Source organism: Saprospiraceae bacterium, assembly GCA_016717265.1.
GTDB lineage: Bacteria > Bacteroidota > Bacteroidia > Chitinophagales > Saprospiraceae > Vicinibacter.
In genome coordinates this window covers 132,303-154,684 of sequence record JADKFX010000001.1, presented here as the reverse complement: position 1 = coordinate 154,684, position 22,382 = coordinate 132,303, and the positions used below count along the sequence as shown (strand labels likewise).

The following is a 22,382-nucleotide window of genomic DNA, read 5'->3' as shown; positions in this document are numbered from 1 at the left end:
ATGATTGGTTTCTATTTATTAAAAAGGACTTAAACATTGAAACAAATTTAAAATTTAAGCCACCACGGATAATAATACCTAATTAACTAGTTTCACACTTTCGTAAAAGGAATAATCGCATATCCTTGCGCACTCTGAATATGAATCCAATAGATTCCATTTGTCAACGTTCGAACATCCCAACTTAATTGAATGTCTTTACCTTGACATTTTTGATTTGAAATCCGTTTACCATTGGCATCAAAAATGCATAATTGAAGTTCTTGGCTGTCTTCAAATTCAAGTTCTAACGATAAGGTTTCATAAGTCGGATTTGGAAGGAGCTTGTAAGATACCAGGGAAGGAAGTTCCTGAATACTTGTTTTAAATTTAATGGTTGCGCAATATTCTTGTGAACAAGTTTTGCAATCAGTAATCGTGACACAATATAGACCAGGATTCAGATCTTGAATACCATAGGTTGTTTGACCTGTACTCCATTTAAAAATATAAGGTGGACAGCCGCCTTGAGGATTTATGGAAACAGAGCCATTAGATTTACCGGGATCTGACATCGCAATGGTTTCATTAATTATCCAGGCTGTAGGCTGTTTAACAATGAAAGGTCCATGTACAGCGCGATTGTTAGTTTCTGATGTAATTGTACAAAAGTAAGTTCCAGCTAAAATGTTATTAAGCTTGTTAATTGTATCTGGTAAATTCGACCAATTAAATTTAAGCATTGGTGTGCCTCCTACGGTTTGCAAAGTGATAGATCCTGTTGCAGTCCCAAAACATTTTGCATCATCAATCATTGCTGAAACTTGAGGGAGACTTGAAGTGATAGTCAAAACATGACAGGAAGTATCAGAATTGCAAGCATCATATGCGGTAAGACAAAGTTTATATTCTCCATTCAGGGTATACAGATGATCTGGTTGAAACTCAGTACTTTCTCCGCCATCTCCAAAAGTCCAATAAAAAGATTTGCTATTTAGAGAAGTATTTTTTACAGTAAGTTTATCAAAATATAGAGATGGAATTAAATCTGCTTTTGTAAGATAAGAGTTTGGATCATTAAAAATTGAAACCTCAACTCCAGAGCTTAGATTATAGTATGAACCACTAGCACTTGTTCGAAGCTCCATACTTCGCACCCTATAGGAAATCTGTCCAAACCCAGCACAGGAATCAATATAAATTTTATTTGTAACAGGAATTGAATTCAATAAAATATAAGTTGAGTCTTTAGCTGTTTTTTTATAAATAAAATATCCTAAAGCATGAGCAGGGTCTTGCCATTCAATTTTTATGTTTTTTTCAGATTGGACTGCACTCAGATTTTCAATAGGTTTGAGAATATGCATTCGAAGTGTTGGATCACCCAGGAGTGCAGTATGTACATAAGCTCCGTAAAAAGGTGGAAAATAAAGTCCAAAGTTGTTCATTGTAAGCTGTGTGGAATATCCTATGTGTTCTCCAAGGGCCATATGATGAAAAAGCCAATTTGGACGATTCGCCCAGGTACTGGTAAGACAGGTTTTAGACGCAATTGCGCCGCGTAGAAAATCATTTGGATAGTCCCAATCACCAAAATAGGAACCAAATAACAAAGTAAATATTGTTTGTAGCGAATCCGTTGTGAAATATGTCGTGCTTGAAATATCTGAAGCGCTTTCAGGTCCACCACCTCCGCATCCATAGGACCATAAATAAGATTGGTTAGTAAGTGTTTGTCGGTACTGTAAATCTTTTACTTTTGAATAGCCAAACATCGTGGAGAAATTTTTCCAACCGGATTGTCCTAATCCTTCCAAAGAAGATGGAAAATTATTATCAACTAAACCTCGTTCCTGAATATTCAAACCTCCGGTTCGCCAAATATGATCTTTATTAAGATAGCGACGTAAAAGTTGTTCTTCGGATTCTGAAAATTTGGTCATTTTCGCAAAATCTACACGTCCAATTTGGATTTTTACCGGTGTTGGAAATACAATGTTGTCAAATTTACCATCCCCTGGAATATTTTGATTTCGCCGGTCTGCAGCGGTTTTATTATTTATTAATGAATCAGTCCAAATACCATCCAAATTTCCATAATAACCATCACATGGCCAAGCACCTCTATGGTCACTATGGTGGCCATCCGGAGCGATATCACCTGAATATGGAATCGGAATTCGACCTAATAAAAAAAGTGTTAGATTTTGGTTCTTGTTATTTTCTGCCCAGCTAACAATAAAGGATTTCACTTTTGCAATAGGATCATTTCGACCGATAATAACAGATTGAGCATTCCAGCCATCACTTTCTAAATCTGAAATTAAACGCAAAATCTCAGGTGCCAGTGATTGTGAAAATGTGCTATCAATTGCTATTAGACAATTTCCGCGATGGTGTATAGGTGGTAGTTTTATTCCACAATAAATATATCCGGAACCAAAATTCTTTTTACCAATTTCATATGTAAAAGCTGGCAAACTTTTAAGGACTTGATATTCATAGCCTATACCCACGGTAACAGCAGTATCGACCCATGAAGTCATGTCAGGTCCAAGGATGGCTACACTATCACCCCAAGTGACATCGTATTTACTTTTGCGCCATATAGTATATCCTCCATTAATTGTATCTAATACCCAATTTAGCTTGATTCTGGGTGGATTTTCAAAAATGTTAGCCTCCACGATTACAGATTGTCTAGCATCATAAATATTTTGGGAATTAATATTTATTGCACATAAACAAAGGATACTTATAAGAATAGTTAATCTCTTCATTCTCAAATTTATAAACTTTTTCAATTTAAACGTGAAGAGATTTCATAGAAATGCATTAAAAGTGAATGATTCTTGTAAATTCATTCTGGTCTTAGAATAAGTACAAAATATTTGATTTTGATTCTATCTTAATGCTATTCATGAGGGTGAATTCAAATTTACCTAATTACCATAATTAGAAACTTAATAGAATATCTTAAGAAAAAAATAGTTGTTCAGATAGAACTCAGAAAATCAGTTGATTATTTCAAGCATTTATTTTCCGGTTTCAAGTCGATAACCAACGCCATGCACAGCAACTATTCCGATAGAAACATCAGCAGATAATTTCTTTCTCAATCTTGAAACAAAAACATCCACACTTCGACCGACTAAAACACCTTCATCTGCCCAAACCTGTTGAATTATGAAATCTCGTTCCAAGAGTCGATCAGGACTGGTGACCAAAAGTTTTAGTAATTTCGTTTCCCGGAAAGTTAGTGTTTGACGAATACCAGAACAAAGTAATATTTGACCAGGAACATCGAGACGCGAATTTCCGAATTCCAACCATTCTGGTTCTCTGGAATCATCATTCAGCAAATACATTGATTTTTGTTTGATTAAAAACCAATACCCGGCAAAACCGACTAAAATGAATAGTAAAATCAAGCTTTTAGTTGACCAAAAAGAATTTTTTAGTTCATTTTCCAAAAAAGAAATTTCAATATAATGGCAACCTTCAGGCATATCTCGACCTACACAAGGCACAAGAATTTCATTTTTATTGGAGTTTGAAAGTAAAGAAAGGCTATCGTTTGTTTTGATTTTATTGTCAAGCTTTGCTTTTTGTTGCAAAAAATCAAATTGATGGTAACCTAAATCAATCGTTGCATCAACACATTTGCGAATCGTTACATTATAAGCTTGCAGGATTCCATGCAAGTCTAATGAAGATTGGAGTATTGCTGGAAGTTGTTCGTAATTAAAAGGCTGGTCGAGTCGCACCCTCCAAATTAATTTGCTGACTTGTTCAATTGCTGGTATTCGACTTGTACTGTCGCCCGATTGGCGTAACAATCCATCTGCAGTTCGGCGTAGAGCGAGGTTGATTTTTTCAGAGGAAATATCTGTTGACTTTACGTCTGTTTTTTGTGGTAACAGCCAAACCAAAAAAGGGAAGGCCAACAATGGCAAAAGCCGTTGATTTTTTAAATAACAGACTGAAAACATGTCCGAAAAATAGCTCGATTTTTCAACAACCGCCTAACATACTTCCTTTGATAGCATAAATCACCTTGTTCGAAACGGCAAAATTGAACATTTTTCCTTCTGAAGTTGGATGCATAAGTTTCCAGGTCTTACCATTATCTGAAGAGCGATAAATACCGGTATCTAAACTGCAAAAAATGTATTGACCAATATGTTCGATATCATTAATGAACTGGACCGATGGTTTTTTATCTAGGTCATAAATAAACCTACCTTTTGTAAAGCTTTCTTCCATTTGTTGCCAGGTTTTGCCGCTATCTTTTGAAATGAGTAAATGATTTGCCATACCATCTGGGTCGGCCATGATTTCTTTCCAGGGACCAACTCCGTTTGTGATGGCGACGAAATAGTCACCAAAATGGTTTATTGCTCGAACTGAACCTTTTCCATATGACACCAAGTGCCAGTTTTCGCCAGCGTCTTCAGACCGTAATAAGCCATTGTAAGCAGCTCCAATGAGCACACCATTCCAAGAGATGATGTTCAGAACCTGATTATCAATGCAGACTGCCTTCCAGGTGCTTCCTCCGTCGTAGGATTTATATATACCACTATCGCAGCCAACCAAAATACTTCCATCCGGATTGTCCAAAACGCAACGTATAAACTTGTCTTTTAAGGAAGTAAATGTTGGCTTCCAAATACCTGTTTTTGGTATTTCTTGAAAAAAACCTTTCCAGTCACTAAGAGCATATATCCCAGTCTTGCCTTCGAAAATGTCTAAAACTCTGTCAATTAGTAAAGCTTCTTGTTCCCAAATTGGAGCTGGAGTTGATGTCTTGCTTTTGAACAATCCATGTTCATGACCTAGGTAGACCTTATTATTGTCCGCATAAATACATTGGACTTCCAAATCTATGGGCAGCCCTGCACTAATGTCTTGCCAGGTTTGGCCAAAATCTACAGACTGAAAAACTTTGCCGGATGCTGAAGCAATCGGATTAACTAAGTCTGAATGTGTATTAAGCTTTGATTGATAAGTATTATTTGTTTTCAATAGTAAAGCGTTTAATTGAAGCTGCTGACAAGCAACAATTGATTGAATAATGAACAATAAGACGAATGTATAGGTATGCATGGCAAATATTAATTAGTGAAACAATGAAACAAAAGTATTATTGGAACGAATTATGACGACAATTTAGCTGTAAAACGATGTAACAGAAATGTAAAAGGATGTATTTTGGGTAAATCGCTTTGATTTTGAGCTAGAATTTGAGGAATTTTGAAACATAGCTAAAGATAACTACGAAAATGATTGACTTTGATATTGCTTTTGGCAGGAAAGGATGATTTAAAGAGTTCAGATGAATCCGTCCGGGTTCATCAAAAGACGATATTTAAGATATGAAAACGCTAAGCTGATAATTGAAAATCAAGGGAAACAGGACTTCAACACAAAGCTTTAAACGGAGTCCTGCACAAGGTGATTAATATTTTAGAAACATTTGATAATTTGGATTTGAATGATTTTCAGAAATTTTAAAATCGTAATTTCCAATAACTTTGAATCCTGTTTTTTGATAAAAATTAAAGGCTCTGTGATTTTCAATCCAAACGAATAACCACATTCCTGATTGACTATTCAGTTTTGATAATTGGATATTAAAGTTTAAGAGTTCTAAACCTAATTTTAAGCTATAGTAAGGTTTTAATAAGTAAAGTCGTTCTAATTTTGTTATATTCTTGTTTTTCAAATTAGAATTTTCAGAATTGAAAATAATTTTAGAATAACCTACAGCTTGCTCATCATAATAAATAAAATGGTAAATATTATGAGTATCATTTAATTCCTTTTCAGATACCTCCAGATTATATTTTTCACTAACATATTTATTTATATCCATCATGGATGCACTATTGCCATGGGATTCTATAAATGTTTTTTTACCAATGTCGGCAAGTAACTGAAAATCTTTCGGTTCTGCTTTAAGTATGGATGTCATTTGTTTTAAATTAATATTTAATTTGTGGGATGTATTTCCAAAGAATTCAACATATTGTATGACACGTCAAGTTTCAAGGGTGAATCCTTTATATTTCGGCTTTGCTTTGAATCCATTTTACGAATAAAGATAATTAAGATTATTATTATTCAAATTTAATTATCGGAACGTATTACACCAGGCGAACTTAATTTATAAACAATATTGCTTGTTGTTAAATGTCAAGAAATGGGATATTCAGAATAATCAGAACTGCAATAACCAGGGTTTCAAAATTTGCAGTAAGGATCGATCTTGAAACTTGATTGGCAAAATCAATTAGCTTGGGTATTCCATAATTTTATGTATCCAAAACACCTTAAATTTGTTTTATTTTCTAATTTGATTTTTTATTTCATAGTTTGATTTTAATAATGGAAGGTTTTGAAGTAATATAATTCGGCAGAGAGGAATTATCTACGATGGCAATTTTATAATTATTGGATTCTATTATTTGTATTTGCTTTTCAGTTGGAATAAAATCATATGCAATATAATCGGTATAAAACATGATTGGTATATGCTCGTTTAGTTTTTCATTTATATTGAATACAACAAATTTTTCGTTACCTAATTGAGCTTTTAGTTTACTTATGAAATCCATTCTGTTTATTTCAAGCGTTCTATTGTAATTATCATGGGGTTTCCAATCCGTATGATAATTTTGGATTTTTGTTAGGTTTAAAAGGAATGTACAAATTATAATCAATACCAGCGGTCTGAATATGAATTCAAATTTATTGTAATTGATTTTCGACTTTAAGAAATTGGTGGCCGAATCGAATAAACTTGCAAGCCCTAAAAAAACAAATGGAGAAACAATTACACAATAAGAGGTCATTTTTGTAGAAGCAATTGAATAAAATGTATATGTAATTGCGATTGCAAATACAACTGCGTATCGAAAAATATTTAATTTTATATTTTTTAAATAAATACCAAGTCCGATTAAGTATATAAATGGTAAGGCATCTCCGGATCCATAGATATTTTTAAAAGCATTTAAATGAAACCAAATAGTTCCCTCATGATTTTCTAATGCTTCAAAAAAATGTTTGGTATTAAATGCATATTCAAAATTCGATTCAAGTGGAAATTTTATGAGTATATAAATTTGCCAGGGTATAAAAATTAAGAATGTTATGGAAATTGATGTTATAATTGGATAATAGTATTTTATTTTTACTAAATGAGAACGGTTTGAAATTCCAATGATTAATGTCCAAACGACATATATTAATAAACCCACCAGCCATTTAACAAGAATAGCACAAGCTGAAAACAAACCAATTAAAATTAGGTAATATTTATTTTTGGAATGTTGATATTCAAACCATGCCCAGAAGCTTGCGGTTATATAAAATAGGAATGAAAGATCATTATGATCTGTTGAAAATCGGGCGGCAACTAACTCGAGTGGATAATAGGCAACTGTAAAAAACAGTGCTCCATAATATCCAACCCTTTCTGAGTTTGAAATTTTTCCTATTCGGAATATCATTAAGGCTAGTATAGCATGCAGTAAAATGCTTGGTATCCTGACGGCTAATGTGTTTATGCCAAATAGTTTTAGGCTTAAAGCAATTTGCCATAGGAATAAGGGTTGCTTGTGTAACCAGATGTGATTAGCAGTCCAATTTTTGTAGTCATAATCTAATAATGGCGTTGAATAAAGGGTAGGCTTAAGTGGATTAACAATCAAGTTTTTTGCGACCAGGGCATGGTACTGTTCGTCCCACAAAATGAGGAATGGGTCAAGGTTTGCAATAAAATAGCCGAGTCCTAAGGAGCCAAGGAATAGAAGTATTAAACTTGATTTTGTTCTATTAATATTATAATAGAGTATGGAGCAAATTAAAATTAGTAGGCTAATTACAAGTGGTATAAATTGATTCGTTGTAAAATAGTGAAACCTCATTCTATGAATTTCAATAGATTTTAAGAGTAATGTACTTTAGAATTGAATATATATGCATTTTTAAATTATAGATTTTTGTTGAACGAAGATAAAAAATTCTTCATCTAAGAACAAACTTGTGATGTCACCATCATTCTCTAGAACAGCTTTTAGACCTGTAGTATCATTAAAGTACACAAGCCATTGAAGAGGTTTAATTTGTCCTTGTTGAAGTGTGATTTTCCAATTTGGGGTTTTCATAAGTTCAAAAACAGAATCAGTACGTCCACGGCTTGTATAATTCAGAATATTTTGTGTTTCCATTTTTTCATTGATGAGAATTTCACAATTTATTATTTTCTTCTAATTTACTTTTTGTTATTCAACTTATGAATCCAGTCATTGAACTTCATTTCAAACTTAATTTCACCTTTTCCATGCGTTCCAATTTCCGTCCATCCAAGTTTTCTATAAAATATTTCTGCTCTGGTATTTGGTGATGTTCCTAGCCAAACATTATTTTTTGTTTGTTTAAAATACCAGTCAAGCATTATATCGTGAAGTTTTTTACCTATTCCTTGTTTTTCAAATTCAGGTTTTAAGAAGAGCGCCCAAATATTATTTGCTTGTAAGTCAACAATTGCAAAACCAACGATTTCAGTATTCATTTCACAAACCCATGCTTTTCCTTTTCCTGTTATATATTCTTTGCAATCGTTATCTGTTACCAAATTTGGATTTGTTAGCATGTTTTCATTCACAGAATTTCTAACTTTTTGAATTTGTTTTATATCCTCAATTTTGGCTTCTCTAATGATCATTTTTTGTCTTGATAAATTTTTGTATACAATTGATCAATATTTGTATGAATGTTTTATTTGTGGAAATTGTAGAATTAATGTTCCGCCAAAATTGAAAGCCCTTTATTGATTTGAATCTTAGAATGGGAATTTATGGTAGTAATTATCAAGCACTTTCAACAAACATAATTTGGTCAGCGCTTTCAATCTTATGGATAGGTTTTTCAATAGGTAAGGTAAAATAAAAGGATGAACCTTCTCCAATGCAGCTTTCAACCCATATTTCACCATCGTTTTTTTCTAAAAACCCTTTTACCAACAATAAACCAATGCCAGCTCCCTGATTTTCTTTCCTGACTTCTGAAAGTGCTTTAATTTGTGGTTTAAAGAGTTTTTCTTGTATTTCTTTAGTCATGCCTACTCCATTGTCTTTTATTTGGATAATAATTTTGTTATTTTTAATTTTTGAAGATACAGCAATGCTTCCTCCATTTTGCGTATGTTTTATCGCATTAGAAATTATATTTTGAATAATAGATAGTAACATTTTACCATCTGCAAATACAGTTGTATTTTCAGGAATTTCATGATGAAGATTAATAACTTTTAGGGAAGCGGTTTCTTTTAAGGTGAAAAACACTTTATCGATGTATTCAATCAGGTTTAATTTTTTAGGTGAAAATACCTCCGAAGCATATTTTATTCTTGCCCATTCAACTAAATAATCCAACATTTCTAATTCATCGGTTGTTGATTTATGAAGCAGTTCCAACATTTCTGAAATTACTTCGGTTTTCATTTTGTGAAAATTTGACTTCAAATATTTGGCAGTTCCGATAATCGCTGATAAAGGGCTTCTTAGATCGTGTGAGAGTATTGCTAAAACACTTTCTTTATGTGAATTTAATTCTTCAAGTTCCTTTACATAAGTTTTAATGGCATCTTCCGATTTTTTACGCTCCGTGAGGTCCCGTAATATTTTTACATAGCCTAACATCTCACCATCTAAACCAATGAGGGGAAAAACTAAGCCATAGGCATAAAATAAACTTTTGTCTTTAGAAATATGCCATCTATTATCTGTCGCCTTACCTTCTTTTAAAGCGATTTCTATTTCTTTTTTAGGGATTCCATTTTTAATATCTTCTTCTGTGAATATTAAATCGAATGGTTCCCCAATAACTTCGTCAGTTTCATATCCAAATATTTTGGTTGATCCATAACTCCAACTGTTTATATTGAATTCTTTATCTAAGGTAAAAATTGAATAATCTTGTAAGCTATCTATAATTTGACTATAAAATTCAGAAGTAGGTATGTACTTCCGTTTAAGAATTTTTTCATTTTCTTGCTTGTTTTCCATTGCAATTATTTTAGAGGTTCATTTGAGGTTTTAGTTTTTAGTTAGGCTGAATAGTTCTCAGTACGTGAAAGTAGTAAATTTATCTTTAACTATAGTATTTTTTGAAAGTTTTGTAATTTATTCTTTTAAAAATTGGATTTAATTTAACGAATTAAAATATATTAGGTTTTAGCAAAGTGGGAAAAGTAAAATCAATTATATCATTTCGAATAGCTTTATTTCCGCTCACCGTTTGATTTCTATTTTGGTTATTTTAGTGAATTTTGATGTGCTGTGATGTTGATAAGTTAGGTCTTGAATTCTCCAATATGCCAGAGGATTCCTGACGGGTCATGTAAATAAAATTCTCTTCCCCAGTCAAATACACGAATTGGGCTCAGTTTAACAGCTTCATATTTTGAAGTAAGATTTAAAGCTCGAACCTTTTCCCAATATTGTGTGACATCTTGAACTTCTAAAAAAATCATAGAATTATTTATCCAATCCTGAATATATGCATTTTGTAAATAAAATCCCAAGCCTTCCGTATTGAAATAAGACATATTAGAATCCAAAACACTTTCATAAAATCCTAAGTCACAATAGAAACTTCTTGACAATTCATAATCTTTAGCACCAATAAATGGTCGAATTGATTTTGTATTATTTTCCATGATTTATTGTGTTTTTGTTTTTAGCTTTTTATTTGGGATTTAATAATTCAGATGGTTTCAGTTTTAATATTAACAGTTTTATTAAAATGCTGCCTATAAATTTAATAATCAATGGAATTTATGAGGTATCAGTTCCGTTTTTATTGGAAATTCAAAAGTAGGCATTTAATTTTAGTATTGAGAATTTTATCTAAAGTAAGTATCAGACTTTTACAATGATTGAGTGTAGAACGATTTAGCACAAGGACTAATTTAATTATTGAATGTTTACACTTATTTATATTTTTGAGAAGGAATTGTTTAATCCTGTGATTGAAGTTAATAAATTGCTAGAGTATGTTAAAATTCAATCTTTGGGTATCAGTATCAAGAACTGAAATTTTCCATAGGAAATTGTTTTAATAGTTTATTTTTAGTACTATATTTTATTTTACGCCTTCCAGATAGGCCATAGGTACAGTTAAGCTTAGACCATTATTTTTTACAGCGTAATCATTTAGATTAAGCTCTAATGCTGTAAATATTTCAAGTAATTCGGCTTTTGGAAATAGGCCTATCCAGGTAGTGAGCCATCCTAATTTTATAAAATGATGATTTAGAAATGCACTTCCATCAATAAAATTCATTTTAAATTGTTCTTCATAGTGTCTGGTTAGTGTAAGATTATTGTTGGTAAATAATTTTGAGATCGATTCTATAGTACCACGATGTTCTTCATCTTTTTTTAGAATTGGAATTAAATTTGCTTTGTCAATATTTTCAAGTGTATAATAAAATAATTGATAAAATTCTTTCCAATGTCCATTTAAATTTGTAGTTAATGCAAGTTTGCCATTTGGTTTTAATGCACGATGGCATTCTTTGAAAACAATTTCGGGATTCTCAAAGTTATTAATACCTAAATTAGAAACGATCAGGTCTATAGTATTATTTTCAAATGGAATTTGTTCTGCGGAGGCTTCTATTATAGATACATTGGAGTAACCATAGTTTTCAATTTTTTGATGAGCTCTTACATTTGCATTTTTCCAGGGGTCAATTCCATAAAGTTTGCAAGAATTTCCAAGTCTTCCAGCCAATTCTAATAGGGGAAAACCTGCACCTGAACCAATGTCAATAACGGTTTGATCTGATTTAAGTTCCACATGTTTCAATAGGAGTAAGCCAAAGGAAGCACTCCACAGAGGTGCCTCATCAAAAGTGTTGATGAATGATTCAGTATCTTTAAATTGGTAGTTTAAATAGCTTGCCATATTTAAGTTTGTCGCTCCCATTCTTCCTTCGTTATTTTAAGCCAGTTGCAGTTCACTTCATGCCATTCGTGCCATATAAAAGTTTCGATAAATTTCAGTCCGCATTTTTCAAGTACTTTTCTGGATTTTAGATTTTCAACATTGGTTATTCCAAATACTTCTTTTGCACTCAGGTTTTCAAATGCGTATTTTAAAGATGCTTTTGTTGATTCGGTTGCATATCCTTTACCCCAATATTCTTGAATGATCCGGTACCCTACTTCATAAAAATCAACGTGATTATTTATTTTGTCTTTTATAAATTTTAGTCCGGTCCAACCTGTGAAATTCCCGGATGATTTTTCAATCATGGCCCACCTTCCAATGCCATTTTCTAAATACTGTTTTTGAACTGATTCAATAATAGACCTGCATTCTTCGATATTGGTTACAGGTTTATTGCCCAGGTATTTGTGCACTTCAGGGTTAGAATCCAATTCAAACATGCCAATATCATCACTTGGAACTAGTTGTCTTAAAATAAGTCTTTCGGTTTCTAAAATTATTTTCATATTTAAAAATATTTGATTATTTAATTATGATTTTATTATTTTGCATTATTTTCAATTCTATATACGTTATATTCATCGCCATCCTGTTTTCTTTCTTCAAAGAAGTGTAGTCCTATTTTTTCGAGCACTTTTATGGATGCTATATTGTCTTTTAAAACATGTCCTACAATAGTTTGTAATTTCAATTTCTGAAAGCCAATTTCTATGCATGCAATTGCGGCTTCAGTGGCATAGCCTTGATTCCAATATTTTTTTAAGAATCGGTAACCGATATCAATTTCATCTAGTTCTGGGGTATATTTTAATCCGCACCAACCCAAAAATAGATTATCCGTTTTATGAATTACTGCCCACCTTCCAAAACCATAAATTTTATAATGCTTATAATTTTCTAAAAACACCCGAGCGCTTTCTATAGATTCAAAGGCTTCGTCACCTGTATATTTTAAAACTTCTGGATCCAGGTTTAGAAGATAGGCATTTTCCGCATCGGCAGTTGTCATTTCTCTTAAGTATAATCTTTGTGTTTCTAAAATTCTCATCTTGTCTTTTTATGTGGGTTTAATTTTTCTTAATTTGAGTTACAACAGAATTGGATGGAAACTTATCAAGGGTAAAAAGGATAACTATTATGATGAGCAGCGCAAATACTATGAACATTTCGTCAGCGTTTATTTGAGGTGATAACCGGATGCTGACCAGACATGGTAATTTTATTTTCCTGAAAAGATTTAAGAATGAGCAATCGTATTTCGCCTAACATTTTTCCTACTGCAAAAACTTCTTCAGACCAGAACAATACTTTAAGCAAAACAGAACAGCTGGTAAACACTTTAATTCTAACATGCCGTTTAGGCTTTGATAAAACGTTAGGAAGCAAGTTGATTCCTTGCTGTATTAATTGCTTGGCCTGTTCCACATCTTTTTCGTTCATAAGCACATCTGCAGAATAGCGGTTCATTTTTTCTGATTAGACCAGTTGATGATTTCGTTCTTTGTAAGGAACGAATTTGGAACTATTATTTCTTTTTCTTTGCGGGTTTTTACTACCAAGGTCCTAAAACGGATGGCTAAAATCTCGATTTGTTTATCTTCAATCTGAATAACATAACCAACCTTAATTGTTCCTTCTGTTAAAAGAATAATACCTGAGATGAAATCGTAAAAGAGCGCTTTCAACCCCAAGCCAATAATGACAGGTAAAACAGCGGATCCAGCAATAAGCACAGTTACATCAATACCGAAAAGTTTTAGGCAAGCCGAAATGTAAAATACTATTAGGAACTTTTTTACGATCGTATAACCGGTAAATATTTGCACCGCATTAAAAATTTTGTAGCAGTTAAGAATTCGTTTTACAATCCAAAATATAGCCACACTGGCAGTTGCCAATGCGAGCATAGAGGCAATATTGGAAACCGTGATGGAATCGTTGCTGAAGTTTAATATCTCAAAGCTTAGTAGTTCCTTTATCATTACGATGGCGATTTACCCTAAATTGAAAATCATGATGAGGTTGGTCATTATTATTTATACATTGTGAATTGTTTTAGTAACTGTTTTCCCACTCGCCATGATACCAAACATCATTACTAAAACTGAAAGAATAATTGTTTGAATGATTAGTGCTTTGTTTACGAGTGCAAATGTTTGTTCTGGGAGGATTGATAGAAAAAGCAGAATGGTAATAAGCCCTCTTGGCGCTACAAATAGAAGTGGTGATGTAGGTAACTTGGAAGTTTTAAGTGCAAGCCACCTGATAATTATAATGGATAGCACAATGCCGGCTGCCCAAAGAATTGTTTTTGGGTTGAAAATTTCTTTAGCTTCCATAAGAAAACCAAACAGCATAAAGAATAAAGCACGAATTAAAAAAGTAGCTTCTACTGTAATCTCCTTGAACTTCTTTACTTCTTTATCTAATTTTTCTGGTTTCAATTTTTCAATCCACTTAAACCGTTTCAGTTCGTCAAGATTTCCAAGAAACAAACCGAATACAAGAATGAAAATTAAGCCTGGTAAATGATACACTTTAGAAACTGCGTAAATAAGAATCACCATTAAGATAATGGGGGTAAAGGTGATGTGATGTTTAATGCGGCTTAGTAAGAATGAAAGTCCTAAAACGGAGATAAATGAAATGGCAATGATGAGTAGTAACTCTAAAGCAAAATTGGCGAATGATTGTTCATTGATAATTTCATTGAGTGCAATAAAATTAAAGAACAGTACACCGAAAATGTCAGACAAACTACTTTCGTAAATAATAAACTCTTTGTTGAACGGAGAAAGATTTCTAACACTTGGAATGGCAATCGCACTGCTGATAACGCAAAATGGAATTGCATTTACCAAAGCTACTTTATATGATACTTGCCCGAAGTATTGAAAAGTAAATGCAAAGAGAAATGCCAATGCAAACATTGGAATGAGTGCATTTAGTATTGACTTTGTAATTATAGGTAGTTTGGACTTGTTGAGTTCAAGTTCTAACGACCCTTCCAGTACAATCAGGATTAAACCTATTGTTCCAAAAATTGGCAAAAGGGGATTTAAATCAGGAGTGTGTAAATGAAAGATATCAGTTATTTGCTTGACAAACCAACCTAAAAGCAGAAGTAGGATAACAGATGGTATTTTGGTTAGTGGGGAACTAATATCGAACACATAAGCCAATAAAAGCAACAAACAAATGGTAATGATGATGGCTATGGTCATAATTTATTTAGTCAGGTTAAGCAGTTCGGAAAAACTTTGTTCACTAAGTATTATGTCTGCATGATGATTTAGTAATTCGTCCTTTGAACAATAGGCAATACCAAGTCCAGCTTCTTTAATCATGCAAAGGTCATTCATGCTATCGCCTATCGCTATGCAGTTTTCTTTTTGAATACTGTATTTTTCAAGTATACTCAACAGTGCATTCGTTTTACAGAGCGAATGCTTGCACAAACTTTTTGCGTTACTGAAAAGAAAGGATGGGATTTTTACTTCCCCTGTACAAATGCTTTTTGAAAATTCAAGTTCATTGGATAGTGAAAAGTCCATTCCCAATTTATTTTTGATGTGGTTGGTAATACAATCATAACTGTCGGAAATAATTCCAATCATGTAACCTCTTTGTTTGAGTTGCATAATGATTTCCTTTGTTCCTTCTACTATTGGAATACTGTCAGCAACTTCAATCAATTCATTAATCGTTTTTCCTTTCAATAAAGTGGCAATTCGTTTTGTTAGAATGATAATATCGGTTTCGGCTGAACGAATGTTCATCAGTTCTTTTTTGAAATTAAATTTTTCGGCACTAGTGTCTATAAAGCGACCTTTTAGAAGTGTGTTGTCCATGTCAAACACTATTAATTTGCTAAGTGTGAAGAGTTGATTATCCAAAGCAAATTCCATTTGCGAACGGATTTCATTTAACACTCCAAGTTCTTCAAAATTGTAATGAGGGTTTTTTGAGGATGCGGCTTTCAAGATAATTGTTTGAGCTACTTCTTTACTCATTTTGCCAAGCGCCTGCCAAGGTTTGCTTTTGTTTTCGAGATATCCGATTTCAATTTCTCTCATTCGAGCATTCATCAGGTGCATGTCTATGAGTATACCAATGTCAACACCGTAATCGTCCCGAAAATCTAATTGCATAAAGAGTGATTTCTTCCCCGCAATCATTCCACTAAGGGGTTGGCTAAAACGAAGTAGGTCAGGAAAAAAAATACTGAGTAAAGGTTTTGCAACAAGTTCTGTTACCCTTCCCGCATTCCGGTTGAAAGAAGATTTTACAAAATCAACTTCACCTTGCAATATAGGGTCGGTAAGTAGTTTAATCGTGTAATGTGGATAAGGGTCAATGTCACCGTCAAGAAAAGCAATAATATCATTAGTAGCACAAAGAACACCGTCTTTCATAGATGCACCTTTTCCAAGCTTGGTGCTGGTAATTACTTTTGCTCCGTTTTCTTGTGCTATGGAAACCGTTTTGTCAAGCGACTTGTCATCCACAACAATCACCTCTGTTACATGCGGCTGCCCGTTTGCAAAGTTAACTACGCTAGCAATGTTTTCTTCTTCATTAAGTGTCGGTATAATTACTGTTATCATTTGTCTGTAAGTTGTTGTTTTATAGGGAAACGGTAAAGGTAGATTTTTGCACGTTCAATCTAATACTAAGTACTATCTTATATGTATGTCTATACATTTCATTTACGTATGTGTAGGTTAACCGAGCAGGTTTGCCTAAGGTTTACTTTTGTTTACTGTCGATCCCAAATTTTGATAGTTGCAAGGTTCTATAAGGTTCTTACTATTGTCACCAACTATGCCTGAAAATTTACAAATTGTAAATATAGGATCAACTAGTTTTAAATCAAAATTATTAATAAATTTTCGAATTCGATTTATTAATTCTGGTTTCATTTTATATAAAACAAAATTTAAGATATCCTGAGTATTCACAGGATGTAACTTTGATTTAGAAATAATACTGAGCAACTTGTCCCTTATTTATTGCGGTAGGTATTCGAATAAATTGAAGTCACCAATGAAAGCAATAAAAATCTTTTTGTTTCAGAAATAGGACGTTTTACTTCTTAATCAGGATTGTGTACAGGACTTTCAATCTCCAAATTATAGACTTGTTTCAATGTATAGCGGAGGTTAAATTTCGGAATTTCAATAGCGCTTTACATCAATAAATTTTAGATAGGGTGTTTGTACATTGCACGATTGGGTGACTAGCCTATTCCGATACTTGCACAAATCATCTCAAAGGTAGCTGGAATGCATTGCCGCCGGTTTTTTATCCCAGAATTGTCATTAGAACATAAATCCAAATGACCGCCATTAGAATTTGTTGTTCATAATGCTTTGTAATTCAATGTAATATGATTTATTTTTATACCTGAAAAGTTAATTTTGGCATTTAAAACGTACTTTTAGAGATGGATTTTAAAGAAGAGTTTGCTGCCTGAGAAATAAGTCCATGGGCTGGTGAATGTCACAATTGCATGACAAAGTGGTAATTGGTTAAGCGTGACTAAAGAATCGAAACAGCAAATTCCTCATGATTTCTGAAAAAAAGAAGAAAGAAAAAGTATTTAACATATGCACAATGGCACAGCTTTCTTTTTAACCAATGTATAGGGTTTCTTTTAATGAATTTCAAATCCTTACTTATTTCTTTGACATATTTCTTCAATTTTATTTTGAGCAATTTCATTAGCAATAAAGGTGTCATTATATTTTTTTATTTCAACTGCTTCTCCTTTCATGATGTAGTTCTTAAATCGATGTTCTAATTTGAGTATTAAGCCACCAGTCGTTTTTATGCCATAAAAACTCCAATTATATGCCAAATGCCTTATATATGTATTGGGTGAAATTTTCAAATCCCGACTTACATAGTACTTGTTCCAAAAATATTTTGTTTGATATTCAATTATTTTACACTTATATCCCATTATTGTCTCATCAGTATTGTAAATCTTAAAATAAATAATGGAATCTGTGAGCATTCCATAATCTTCGCAGTCATAATCTTTTTTACTGTTTGTTTCTGATAAACATTTGTTTAATTTCCCAGAATAAAAATAGGTCAAGGTATCTTTACCAATAAACTGACTTTGGTAATCATTATTATCAAATCTGAAAAGGCTTTTATTTGGCTTGATGCGCTTTAAAGAATCAGCATTTAATACATTGCTTTCGTAAGTATATTTGTATTTAATTATTCCAGTAAAATATTTTGTATTGAAAGGCACCTCTTTATTGTCAAAATTATGAAGTGATTTGCAAGCTATAAAACTTACTAATGGAATAAGCCATATTGATTTCATATTTATTTTTTTTATTATTGTTCAAAAGGTTAAATGTGTATTTTATCCTATTCATTCAGTACGCATTTTAATTTTTTTATTTTGGAGAATTACCAGGTCATTCATGTTATACTTTTACGTTTTTGTTGACATAAACGGAACCAATGATTTGGGAAAATGTGTTGGGTTCACTTTGTTCTGTAAAGTCAATTTAGTTGTTTTGTTTTCGACAGCATTACTTGTAAAGTTTATCTTCATTGATAATCGTTTTGCTATCGGCCATACTACTTATTTTTGTCGAGTGATTAATTTGAAAGACACATATATAAGCAAAGATTCGTTAAAGATAATGTGCAATATAGGCAACTTTGGAATCCACTTTCAAAGGTTGCCATAAATTCCAAACCGTAATTTTAATATTTATATTCCATGGACTAATATTTTCAAGATTCATTGTATAATTCCAGAAGAGTTTAAACTGTTTTGTTGATAAGCATTTCTATTATTATGGTGACCAAGTTTGGTATTTCTTAGGAATTAAATTTTAATATCATTAGGATCGATTTTATTTTTCAATTCTATTAAAGTTGATTGTGAAGCCGCACAAAGTTTCTCCACTCCATTTTTGAGTATATAGACATCTGATCGACAAATTGTTAAAGTTTTACCATATTTTAAAACATTTGACCTGCCAATAAGTATTTCACCTTCAGCTGGCAATAATAGATTTATTTTAAACTCAACTGTTAATATGGAAGAATTAATATCCATTAATGTAAATGCTGCATAACCTGCGGCATTGTCTGCGATGGTTCCTAAAATTCCGGCGTGAAAAAAACCATGTTGTTGCGTAATTTCCGGTTGAAATGGGATCTGAATTTCGCAATATCCTGGTTTAATTTTAACTAATTTAGCAGATATAAATTCCATGAATTTTTGCTTATTAAAGCTAGCTCTAACTCTAATTTCAAAATCTGGATCTGAAGGTTTAAAGTTCATTTTACAAATTTATCTAATTTCTGTTAATTTCATAAATACTCAATTGAATTTTCCAATTCACTTTATGGTATTTGAAGTCTCAATACCATTTGGATGATTTATTTGCTAAAATTACATTAAATTTAAAGAAATTAATTTGTAGAATAAAATATTATGATTTATTTTATAGACAGCCTTACGTTTTGCAACTTGAAGTGTTAAACGTTAAAATTTTATAAAACCACTTTAACAATTAATCATTTTTTAAATCCAAAATTTTGAAATGTGTTTTATTTAACTGATATTCTTTATTCCATATCCTATATGCAAAATAAAAAAACGATAACAGCATAAGTCCATATATTACATACCTTGGTCTTCCAACTATTTCTCTAAAAGAGTTGTAGATGGGTACATTGTAAAATTGACACAGGTTATGAAATGTAGCCAAAAAACTTGCAATAATTATACCCCGGATTAATACATATCCTGAATGTGCTAAAAGGGCTTTTTTGTTTTTTGGGGATTTATAAAAAACTTCAAAGAAGCGTCCTTTTTCGTTAAAATATAATTCTGAAACAAAGTCTGTTATTTTTTCTGGTTTAGTTGAAACTTTACGAATTGAATATTTGAAGGAATAATAGTAGAAAGCATAAATTATTAAACTAATAATTATTGCATTGGAAGCCAAGAGCCCTGTCCAGCCAAAGCCTAAGACACTAGCCAATGGATTCGTTTCACCTCCGGGATTGTCAAAAAACCAAAGACTTGTGGAATAAAAGTCACATCCTCTTGCAAAAAGAAGTAGAAAAGTCAATAGAAAGAATTTTGTTTTCATGTTCTATCAATTTATATAATATATGTCTTAATACAACCAATGATATCAGGATGTGAAAATACTATATTTTGCATTTATTTTTGTAAATTATTCTTTTTAATCAATTGCAGCCACTTTTAGATATAATTGTATTTGTAATTGCTCAGTATCTGTAACATAATTCAAATAATATATAAATCAATATAATCTAATCTAGCTATTACAAATAGGATTAAATATTCGATTTACGTATACTAAATAGCAGCCTAACAAACAAGTTGCCCAAAATATGAATTTTGGTAAAATTTGAATGGTTTTACTAAATATAGCGAAAAATTAAATTTCGTGTTTTAACAGAAAAGTTTGAAAAGTATGTTGGTTTATGCCCTTATTTATTGAGGTTCGTGGGGTCACCCGAGGAAAGAATCATTTAGATAACAGGCCCATATTGGAATTGTAATTTGGCTTTACTTATAGTCATTTATGAGAGTATGTTTTTCGTGCTTGACTTTTTATTTTTAGTAATGTTTATTTAGAAATCATAATATGCTTCGTTTTAAGAACATTCATCCCAATAATTTTTATTAGGTAATTTCCAGCGAAAAGTGTTTTTGTATCTAAGCATAAATAGGAGGTTCCTGGATTGATTGCAGCTTGCTGAACTAACTGACCAAATACATCAAACAATTCAACATTCAATTTTTCAGAAATTCGTTCATGAATTTGAATATTTATATAATAATTGGCGGGATTTGGATAAATTAAAATTTCGTCTTTGATTAAATTATTAATAAGTCCAGTTGATAAATTGCAAGTAGCTGAAATTGTGTTTATATTTTCAATTGTGTTTCCAGCAGTTAAAGTTTGTCCAGCAAATCCAATGAATGTTGCAGGATAAAAACTGCACCTAAAAACAGGATTTTGAGTTGGTGCCACTCCTTGAATCAGGATGCCTGAGTTGGCAACAGGGTTAATGTATTTCCAAAGTGTATTTCCAATGGAATCAATTTCAACAAATGTTCCACTGGGTCCACTACAGAAAAGAATATTTCCATTTGATAATTGTTGTGCTCCCGAAATGTTTTGAGAGTATAAATTATTCGGATTTGCAGCGTTGTAAATCCAGGAAGGGGATGCAGGTAAATAGGGTAATGTGGAAGTGTAATTATAGCCCGTAACGGGTGGATTGATAATTTCAATGGTAGAATAATTTCCACCCGGTCTACCATTACCATTATTATAAACCAATATTTGATTTTGGTTTGGCAATCCGCTTTCAATCCATAATGCATTATGCTGGCCGAAAAATTGGCTAGTGGAGCCAATATTGTATGTCATTGGATTTCCCCAGCGATACAATATATCACCCCCTTTCTCTGAGTTGCCGCCAGAATGACTTGCTGCTTCCGTTTTGGTGGTACTGTGGTCAATAATCCAAACTTCATTAAAGGAATGAGAACTTAATAGTATCTGGTCTAATGATGGATTATAGTCAATGGAATTTAAGTGTATCCAATCAGAATTTGTTGTACTTGCTTTATAGTTCAAGTTTATTAATTGCGGATTAGAATTTACAATTCCATAATTTGGTTTTGTATTGTCAAAATCCTGTATAAGATGATCCCATAAATGCCATTCCCAAACTACATTTCCAGCAGTTGCACCTACCGGTTGTATCTCCAAAATCTGCTCACTCCATAATGTTGCAGGAACTAAAGCAGGATTTCTTCCTTGTGAAATTGCTTGTGTATTTGTTTTAGATTCCCATGCAATTATTAACACATTTCCATTTGGCAATGCTTTTATATCATGATGCTGGCATTTCGTAGCATCAGAAACAGAATAAGTCCAGGTTACATTTCCATTCCAGTCTATTTTTTGAATAATGCCTCCTTTGCCCCCAGCAGTAAATGTGCTGTTATTAGCATTTCCTGTACGCAATAAAGTTCCGTCTGGTAAAATATAACAAGATTGCCCGGGCTTGTAAGTGCTCGCCCATGTTTTTACTTGCTTGCCGCACTTGTCAATGAGGTAGGTGTTATTACTCCCTATCGGTGCAAACAAAACATATCCATTATCCAAACTGCCTGTGCTGTGTTGTGTAAGTCCGATGGTAGTTTGAGTTTTAATCTGACCAATAAGAATTAGGCAAAAAAATATTTGGAGTAAAATTGTATTCAATTTGTATGATTTATTTTGATAGATAGATACGGTATAAAAAAACTCTTTTGAGTTTAGTCACAAAAGAGTTTTTTATAAATA

General features: G+C 32.3%; 20 protein-coding genes. All 20 read right to left on the bottom strand.

Annotated elements, in window-relative coordinates; all coding sequences use genetic code 11:
• Nucleotides 1-92: 92 nt before the first annotated feature.
• Entirely contained in the window at nt 93-2,759 is a 2,667-nt protein-coding gene (locus IPO86_00800) for a T9SS type A sorting domain-containing protein (protein MBK9726633.1), read from the bottom strand.
• Between the two features lie 255 nt (nt 2,760-3,014).
• Entirely contained in the window at nt 3,015-3,971 is a 957-nt protein-coding gene (locus IPO86_00795) for a response regulator transcription factor (GenBank protein ID MBK9726632.1), read from the bottom strand.
• Between the two features lie 22 nt (nt 3,972-3,993).
• A complete protein-coding gene (locus IPO86_00790; GenBank protein MBK9726631.1) occupies nt 3,994-5,088 on the bottom strand; it encodes a hypothetical protein in 1,095 nt (364 codons plus the stop codon).
• A gap of 352 nt (nt 5,089-5,440) precedes the next feature.
• Nucleotides 5,441-5,956 (bottom strand): GNAT family N-acetyltransferase, encoded by a 516-nt coding sequence (locus IPO86_00785; GenBank protein ID MBK9726630.1) that lies wholly within the window; start codon nt 5,954-5,956, stop codon nt 5,441-5,443.
• Nucleotides 5,957-6,350: 394 nt separating this feature from the next.
• Nucleotides 6,351-7,913: a glycosyltransferase family 39 protein gene (locus tag IPO86_00780; GenBank protein MBK9726629.1), complete on the bottom strand. Its 1,563-nt coding sequence runs from the start codon at nt 7,911-7,913 to the stop codon at nt 6,351-6,353.
• Nucleotides 7,914-7,973: 60 nt separating this feature from the next.
• Nucleotides 7,974-8,216, bottom strand: coding sequence for a hypothetical protein (locus IPO86_00775; GenBank protein MBK9726628.1), 243 nt, complete (start codon nt 8,214-8,216; stop codon nt 7,974-7,976).
• Between the two features lie 44 nt (nt 8,217-8,260).
• On the bottom strand, nt 8,261-8,713 hold the full coding sequence (locus IPO86_00770; protein MBK9726627.1) for a GNAT family N-acetyltransferase: 453 nt from the start codon (nt 8,711-8,713) through the stop codon (nt 8,261-8,263).
• A 145-nt stretch (nt 8,714-8,858) separates the two neighbouring features.
• Complete coding sequence (locus tag IPO86_00765; protein ID MBK9726626.1) at nt 8,859-10,055, bottom strand: PAS domain S-box protein; 1,197 nt, start codon at nt 10,053-10,055, stop codon at nt 8,859-8,861.
• Between the two features lie 287 nt (nt 10,056-10,342).
• Nucleotides 10,343-10,708, bottom strand: a complete 366-nt coding sequence (locus IPO86_00760; protein ID MBK9726625.1) for a glyoxalase — start codon at nt 10,706-10,708, stop codon at nt 10,343-10,345.
• A gap of 425 nt (nt 10,709-11,133) precedes the next feature.
• Complete coding sequence (locus IPO86_00755) at nt 11,134-11,961, bottom strand: class I SAM-dependent methyltransferase (protein MBK9726624.1); 828 nt, start codon at nt 11,959-11,961, stop codon at nt 11,134-11,136.
• A 2-nt stretch (nt 11,962-11,963) separates the two neighbouring features.
• On the bottom strand, nt 11,964-12,512 hold the full coding sequence (locus IPO86_00750; protein MBK9726623.1) for a GNAT family N-acetyltransferase: 549 nt from the start codon (nt 12,510-12,512) through the stop codon (nt 11,964-11,966).
• 35 nt (nt 12,513-12,547) lie between these two features.
• Nucleotides 12,548-13,054 (bottom strand): GNAT family N-acetyltransferase, encoded by a 507-nt coding sequence (locus IPO86_00745; protein MBK9726622.1) that lies wholly within the window; start codon nt 13,052-13,054, stop codon nt 12,548-12,550.
• Between the two features lie 122 nt (nt 13,055-13,176).
• The gene (locus IPO86_00740) at nt 13,177-13,473 is read right to left on the bottom strand and encodes a hypothetical protein (protein MBK9726621.1); all 297 of its coding nucleotides are present in this window, start codon (nt 13,471-13,473) and stop codon (nt 13,177-13,179) included.
• Complete coding sequence (locus tag IPO86_00735; protein ID MBK9726620.1) at nt 13,470-13,988, bottom strand: mechanosensitive ion channel; 519 nt, start codon at nt 13,986-13,988, stop codon at nt 13,470-13,472. Before IPO86_00735 ends, IPO86_00740 begins: the two co-directional genes overlap by 4 nt.
• A 54-nt stretch (nt 13,989-14,042) precedes the next feature.
• The gene (locus IPO86_00730) at nt 14,043-15,230 is read right to left on the bottom strand and encodes a sodium:proton antiporter (GenBank protein ID MBK9726619.1); all 1,188 of its coding nucleotides are present in this window, start codon (nt 15,228-15,230) and stop codon (nt 14,043-14,045) included.
• 3 nt (nt 15,231-15,233) lie between these two features.
• Nucleotides 15,234-16,613, bottom strand: coding sequence for an HAD-IB family phosphatase (locus tag IPO86_00725; protein MBK9726618.1), 1,380 nt, complete (start codon nt 16,611-16,613; stop codon nt 15,234-15,236).
• Nucleotides 16,614-17,680: 1,067 nt separating this feature from the next.
• Nucleotides 17,681-18,346 carry a hypothetical protein gene (locus tag IPO86_00720; protein ID MBK9726617.1) on the bottom strand — a complete coding sequence of 222 codons (666 nt, stop codon included), beginning with the start codon at nt 18,344-18,346 and terminating at the stop codon, nt 17,681-17,683.
• Nucleotides 18,347-18,862: 516 nt separating this feature from the next.
• Entirely contained in the window at nt 18,863-19,324 is a 462-nt protein-coding gene (locus IPO86_00715) for a PaaI family thioesterase (GenBank protein MBK9726616.1), read from the bottom strand.
• 232 nt (nt 19,325-19,556) lie between these two features.
• Nucleotides 19,557-20,141 carry a hypothetical protein gene (locus IPO86_00710; GenBank protein ID MBK9726615.1) on the bottom strand — a complete coding sequence of 195 codons (585 nt, stop codon included), beginning with the start codon at nt 20,139-20,141 and terminating at the stop codon, nt 19,557-19,559.
• Between the two features lie 507 nt (nt 20,142-20,648).
• Nucleotides 20,649-22,301 (bottom strand): aryl-sulfate sulfotransferase, encoded by a 1,653-nt coding sequence (locus IPO86_00705; protein MBK9726614.1) that lies wholly within the window; start codon nt 22,299-22,301, stop codon nt 20,649-20,651.
• Nucleotides 22,302-22,382: the final 81 nt, after the last annotated feature.

Bases quoted from the DNA above. Each gene is read 5' to 3' on its own strand.
- IPO86_00800 (MBK9726633.1), bottom strand. From the start codon at position 2,759: ATGAAGAGATTAACTATTCTTATAAGTATCCTTTGTTTATGTGCAATA.
- IPO86_00795 (MBK9726632.1), bottom strand. From the start codon at position 3,971: ATGTTTTCAGTCTGTTATTTAAAAAATCAACGGCTTTTGCCATTGTTG.
- IPO86_00790 (MBK9726631.1), bottom strand. From the start codon at position 5,088: ATGCATACCTATACATTCGTCTTATTGTTCATTATTCAATCAATTGTT.
- IPO86_00785 (MBK9726630.1), bottom strand. From the start codon at position 5,956: ATGACATCCATACTTAAAGCAGAACCGAAAGATTTTCAGTTACTTGCC.
- IPO86_00780 (MBK9726629.1), bottom strand. From the start codon at position 7,913: ATGAGGTTTCACTATTTTACAACGAATCAATTTATACCACTTGTAATT.
- IPO86_00775 (MBK9726628.1), bottom strand. From the start codon at position 8,216: ATGGAAACACAAAATATTCTGAATTATACAAGCCGTGGACGTACTGAT.
- IPO86_00770 (MBK9726627.1), bottom strand. From the start codon at position 8,713: ATGATCATTAGAGAAGCCAAAATTGAGGATATAAAACAAATTCAAAAA.
- IPO86_00765 (MBK9726626.1), bottom strand. From the start codon at position 10,055: ATGGAAAACAAGCAAGAAAATGAAAAAATTCTTAAACGGAAGTACATA.
- IPO86_00760 (MBK9726625.1), bottom strand. From the start codon at position 10,708: ATGGAAAATAATACAAAATCAATTCGACCATTTATTGGTGCTAAAGAT.
- IPO86_00755 (MBK9726624.1), bottom strand. From the start codon at position 11,961: ATGGCAAGCTATTTAAACTACCAATTTAAAGATACTGAATCATTCATC.
- IPO86_00750 (MBK9726623.1), bottom strand. From the start codon at position 12,512: ATGAAAATAATTTTAGAAACCGAAAGACTTATTTTAAGACAACTAGTT.
- IPO86_00745 (MBK9726622.1), bottom strand. From the start codon at position 13,054: ATGAGAATTTTAGAAACACAAAGATTATACTTAAGAGAAATGACAACT.
- IPO86_00740 (MBK9726621.1), bottom strand. From the start codon at position 13,473: ATGAACCGCTATTCTGCAGATGTGCTTATGAACGAAAAAGATGTGGAA.
- IPO86_00735 (MBK9726620.1), bottom strand. From the start codon at position 13,988: ATGATAAAGGAACTACTAAGCTTTGAGATATTAAACTTCAGCAACGAT.
- IPO86_00730 (MBK9726619.1), bottom strand. From the start codon at position 15,230: ATGACCATAGCCATCATCATTACCATTTGTTTGTTGCTTTTATTGGCT.
- IPO86_00725 (MBK9726618.1), bottom strand. From the start codon at position 16,613: ATGATAACAGTAATTATACCGACACTTAATGAAGAAGAAAACATTGCT.
- IPO86_00720 (MBK9726617.1), bottom strand. From the start codon at position 18,346: ATGAAATCAATATGGCTTATTCCATTAGTAAGTTTTATAGCTTGCAAA.
- IPO86_00715 (MBK9726616.1), bottom strand. From the start codon at position 19,324: ATGAACTTTAAACCTTCAGATCCAGATTTTGAAATTAGAGTTAGAGCT.
- IPO86_00710 (MBK9726615.1), bottom strand. From the start codon at position 20,141: ATGAAAACAAAATTCTTTCTATTGACTTTTCTACTTCTTTTTGCAAGA.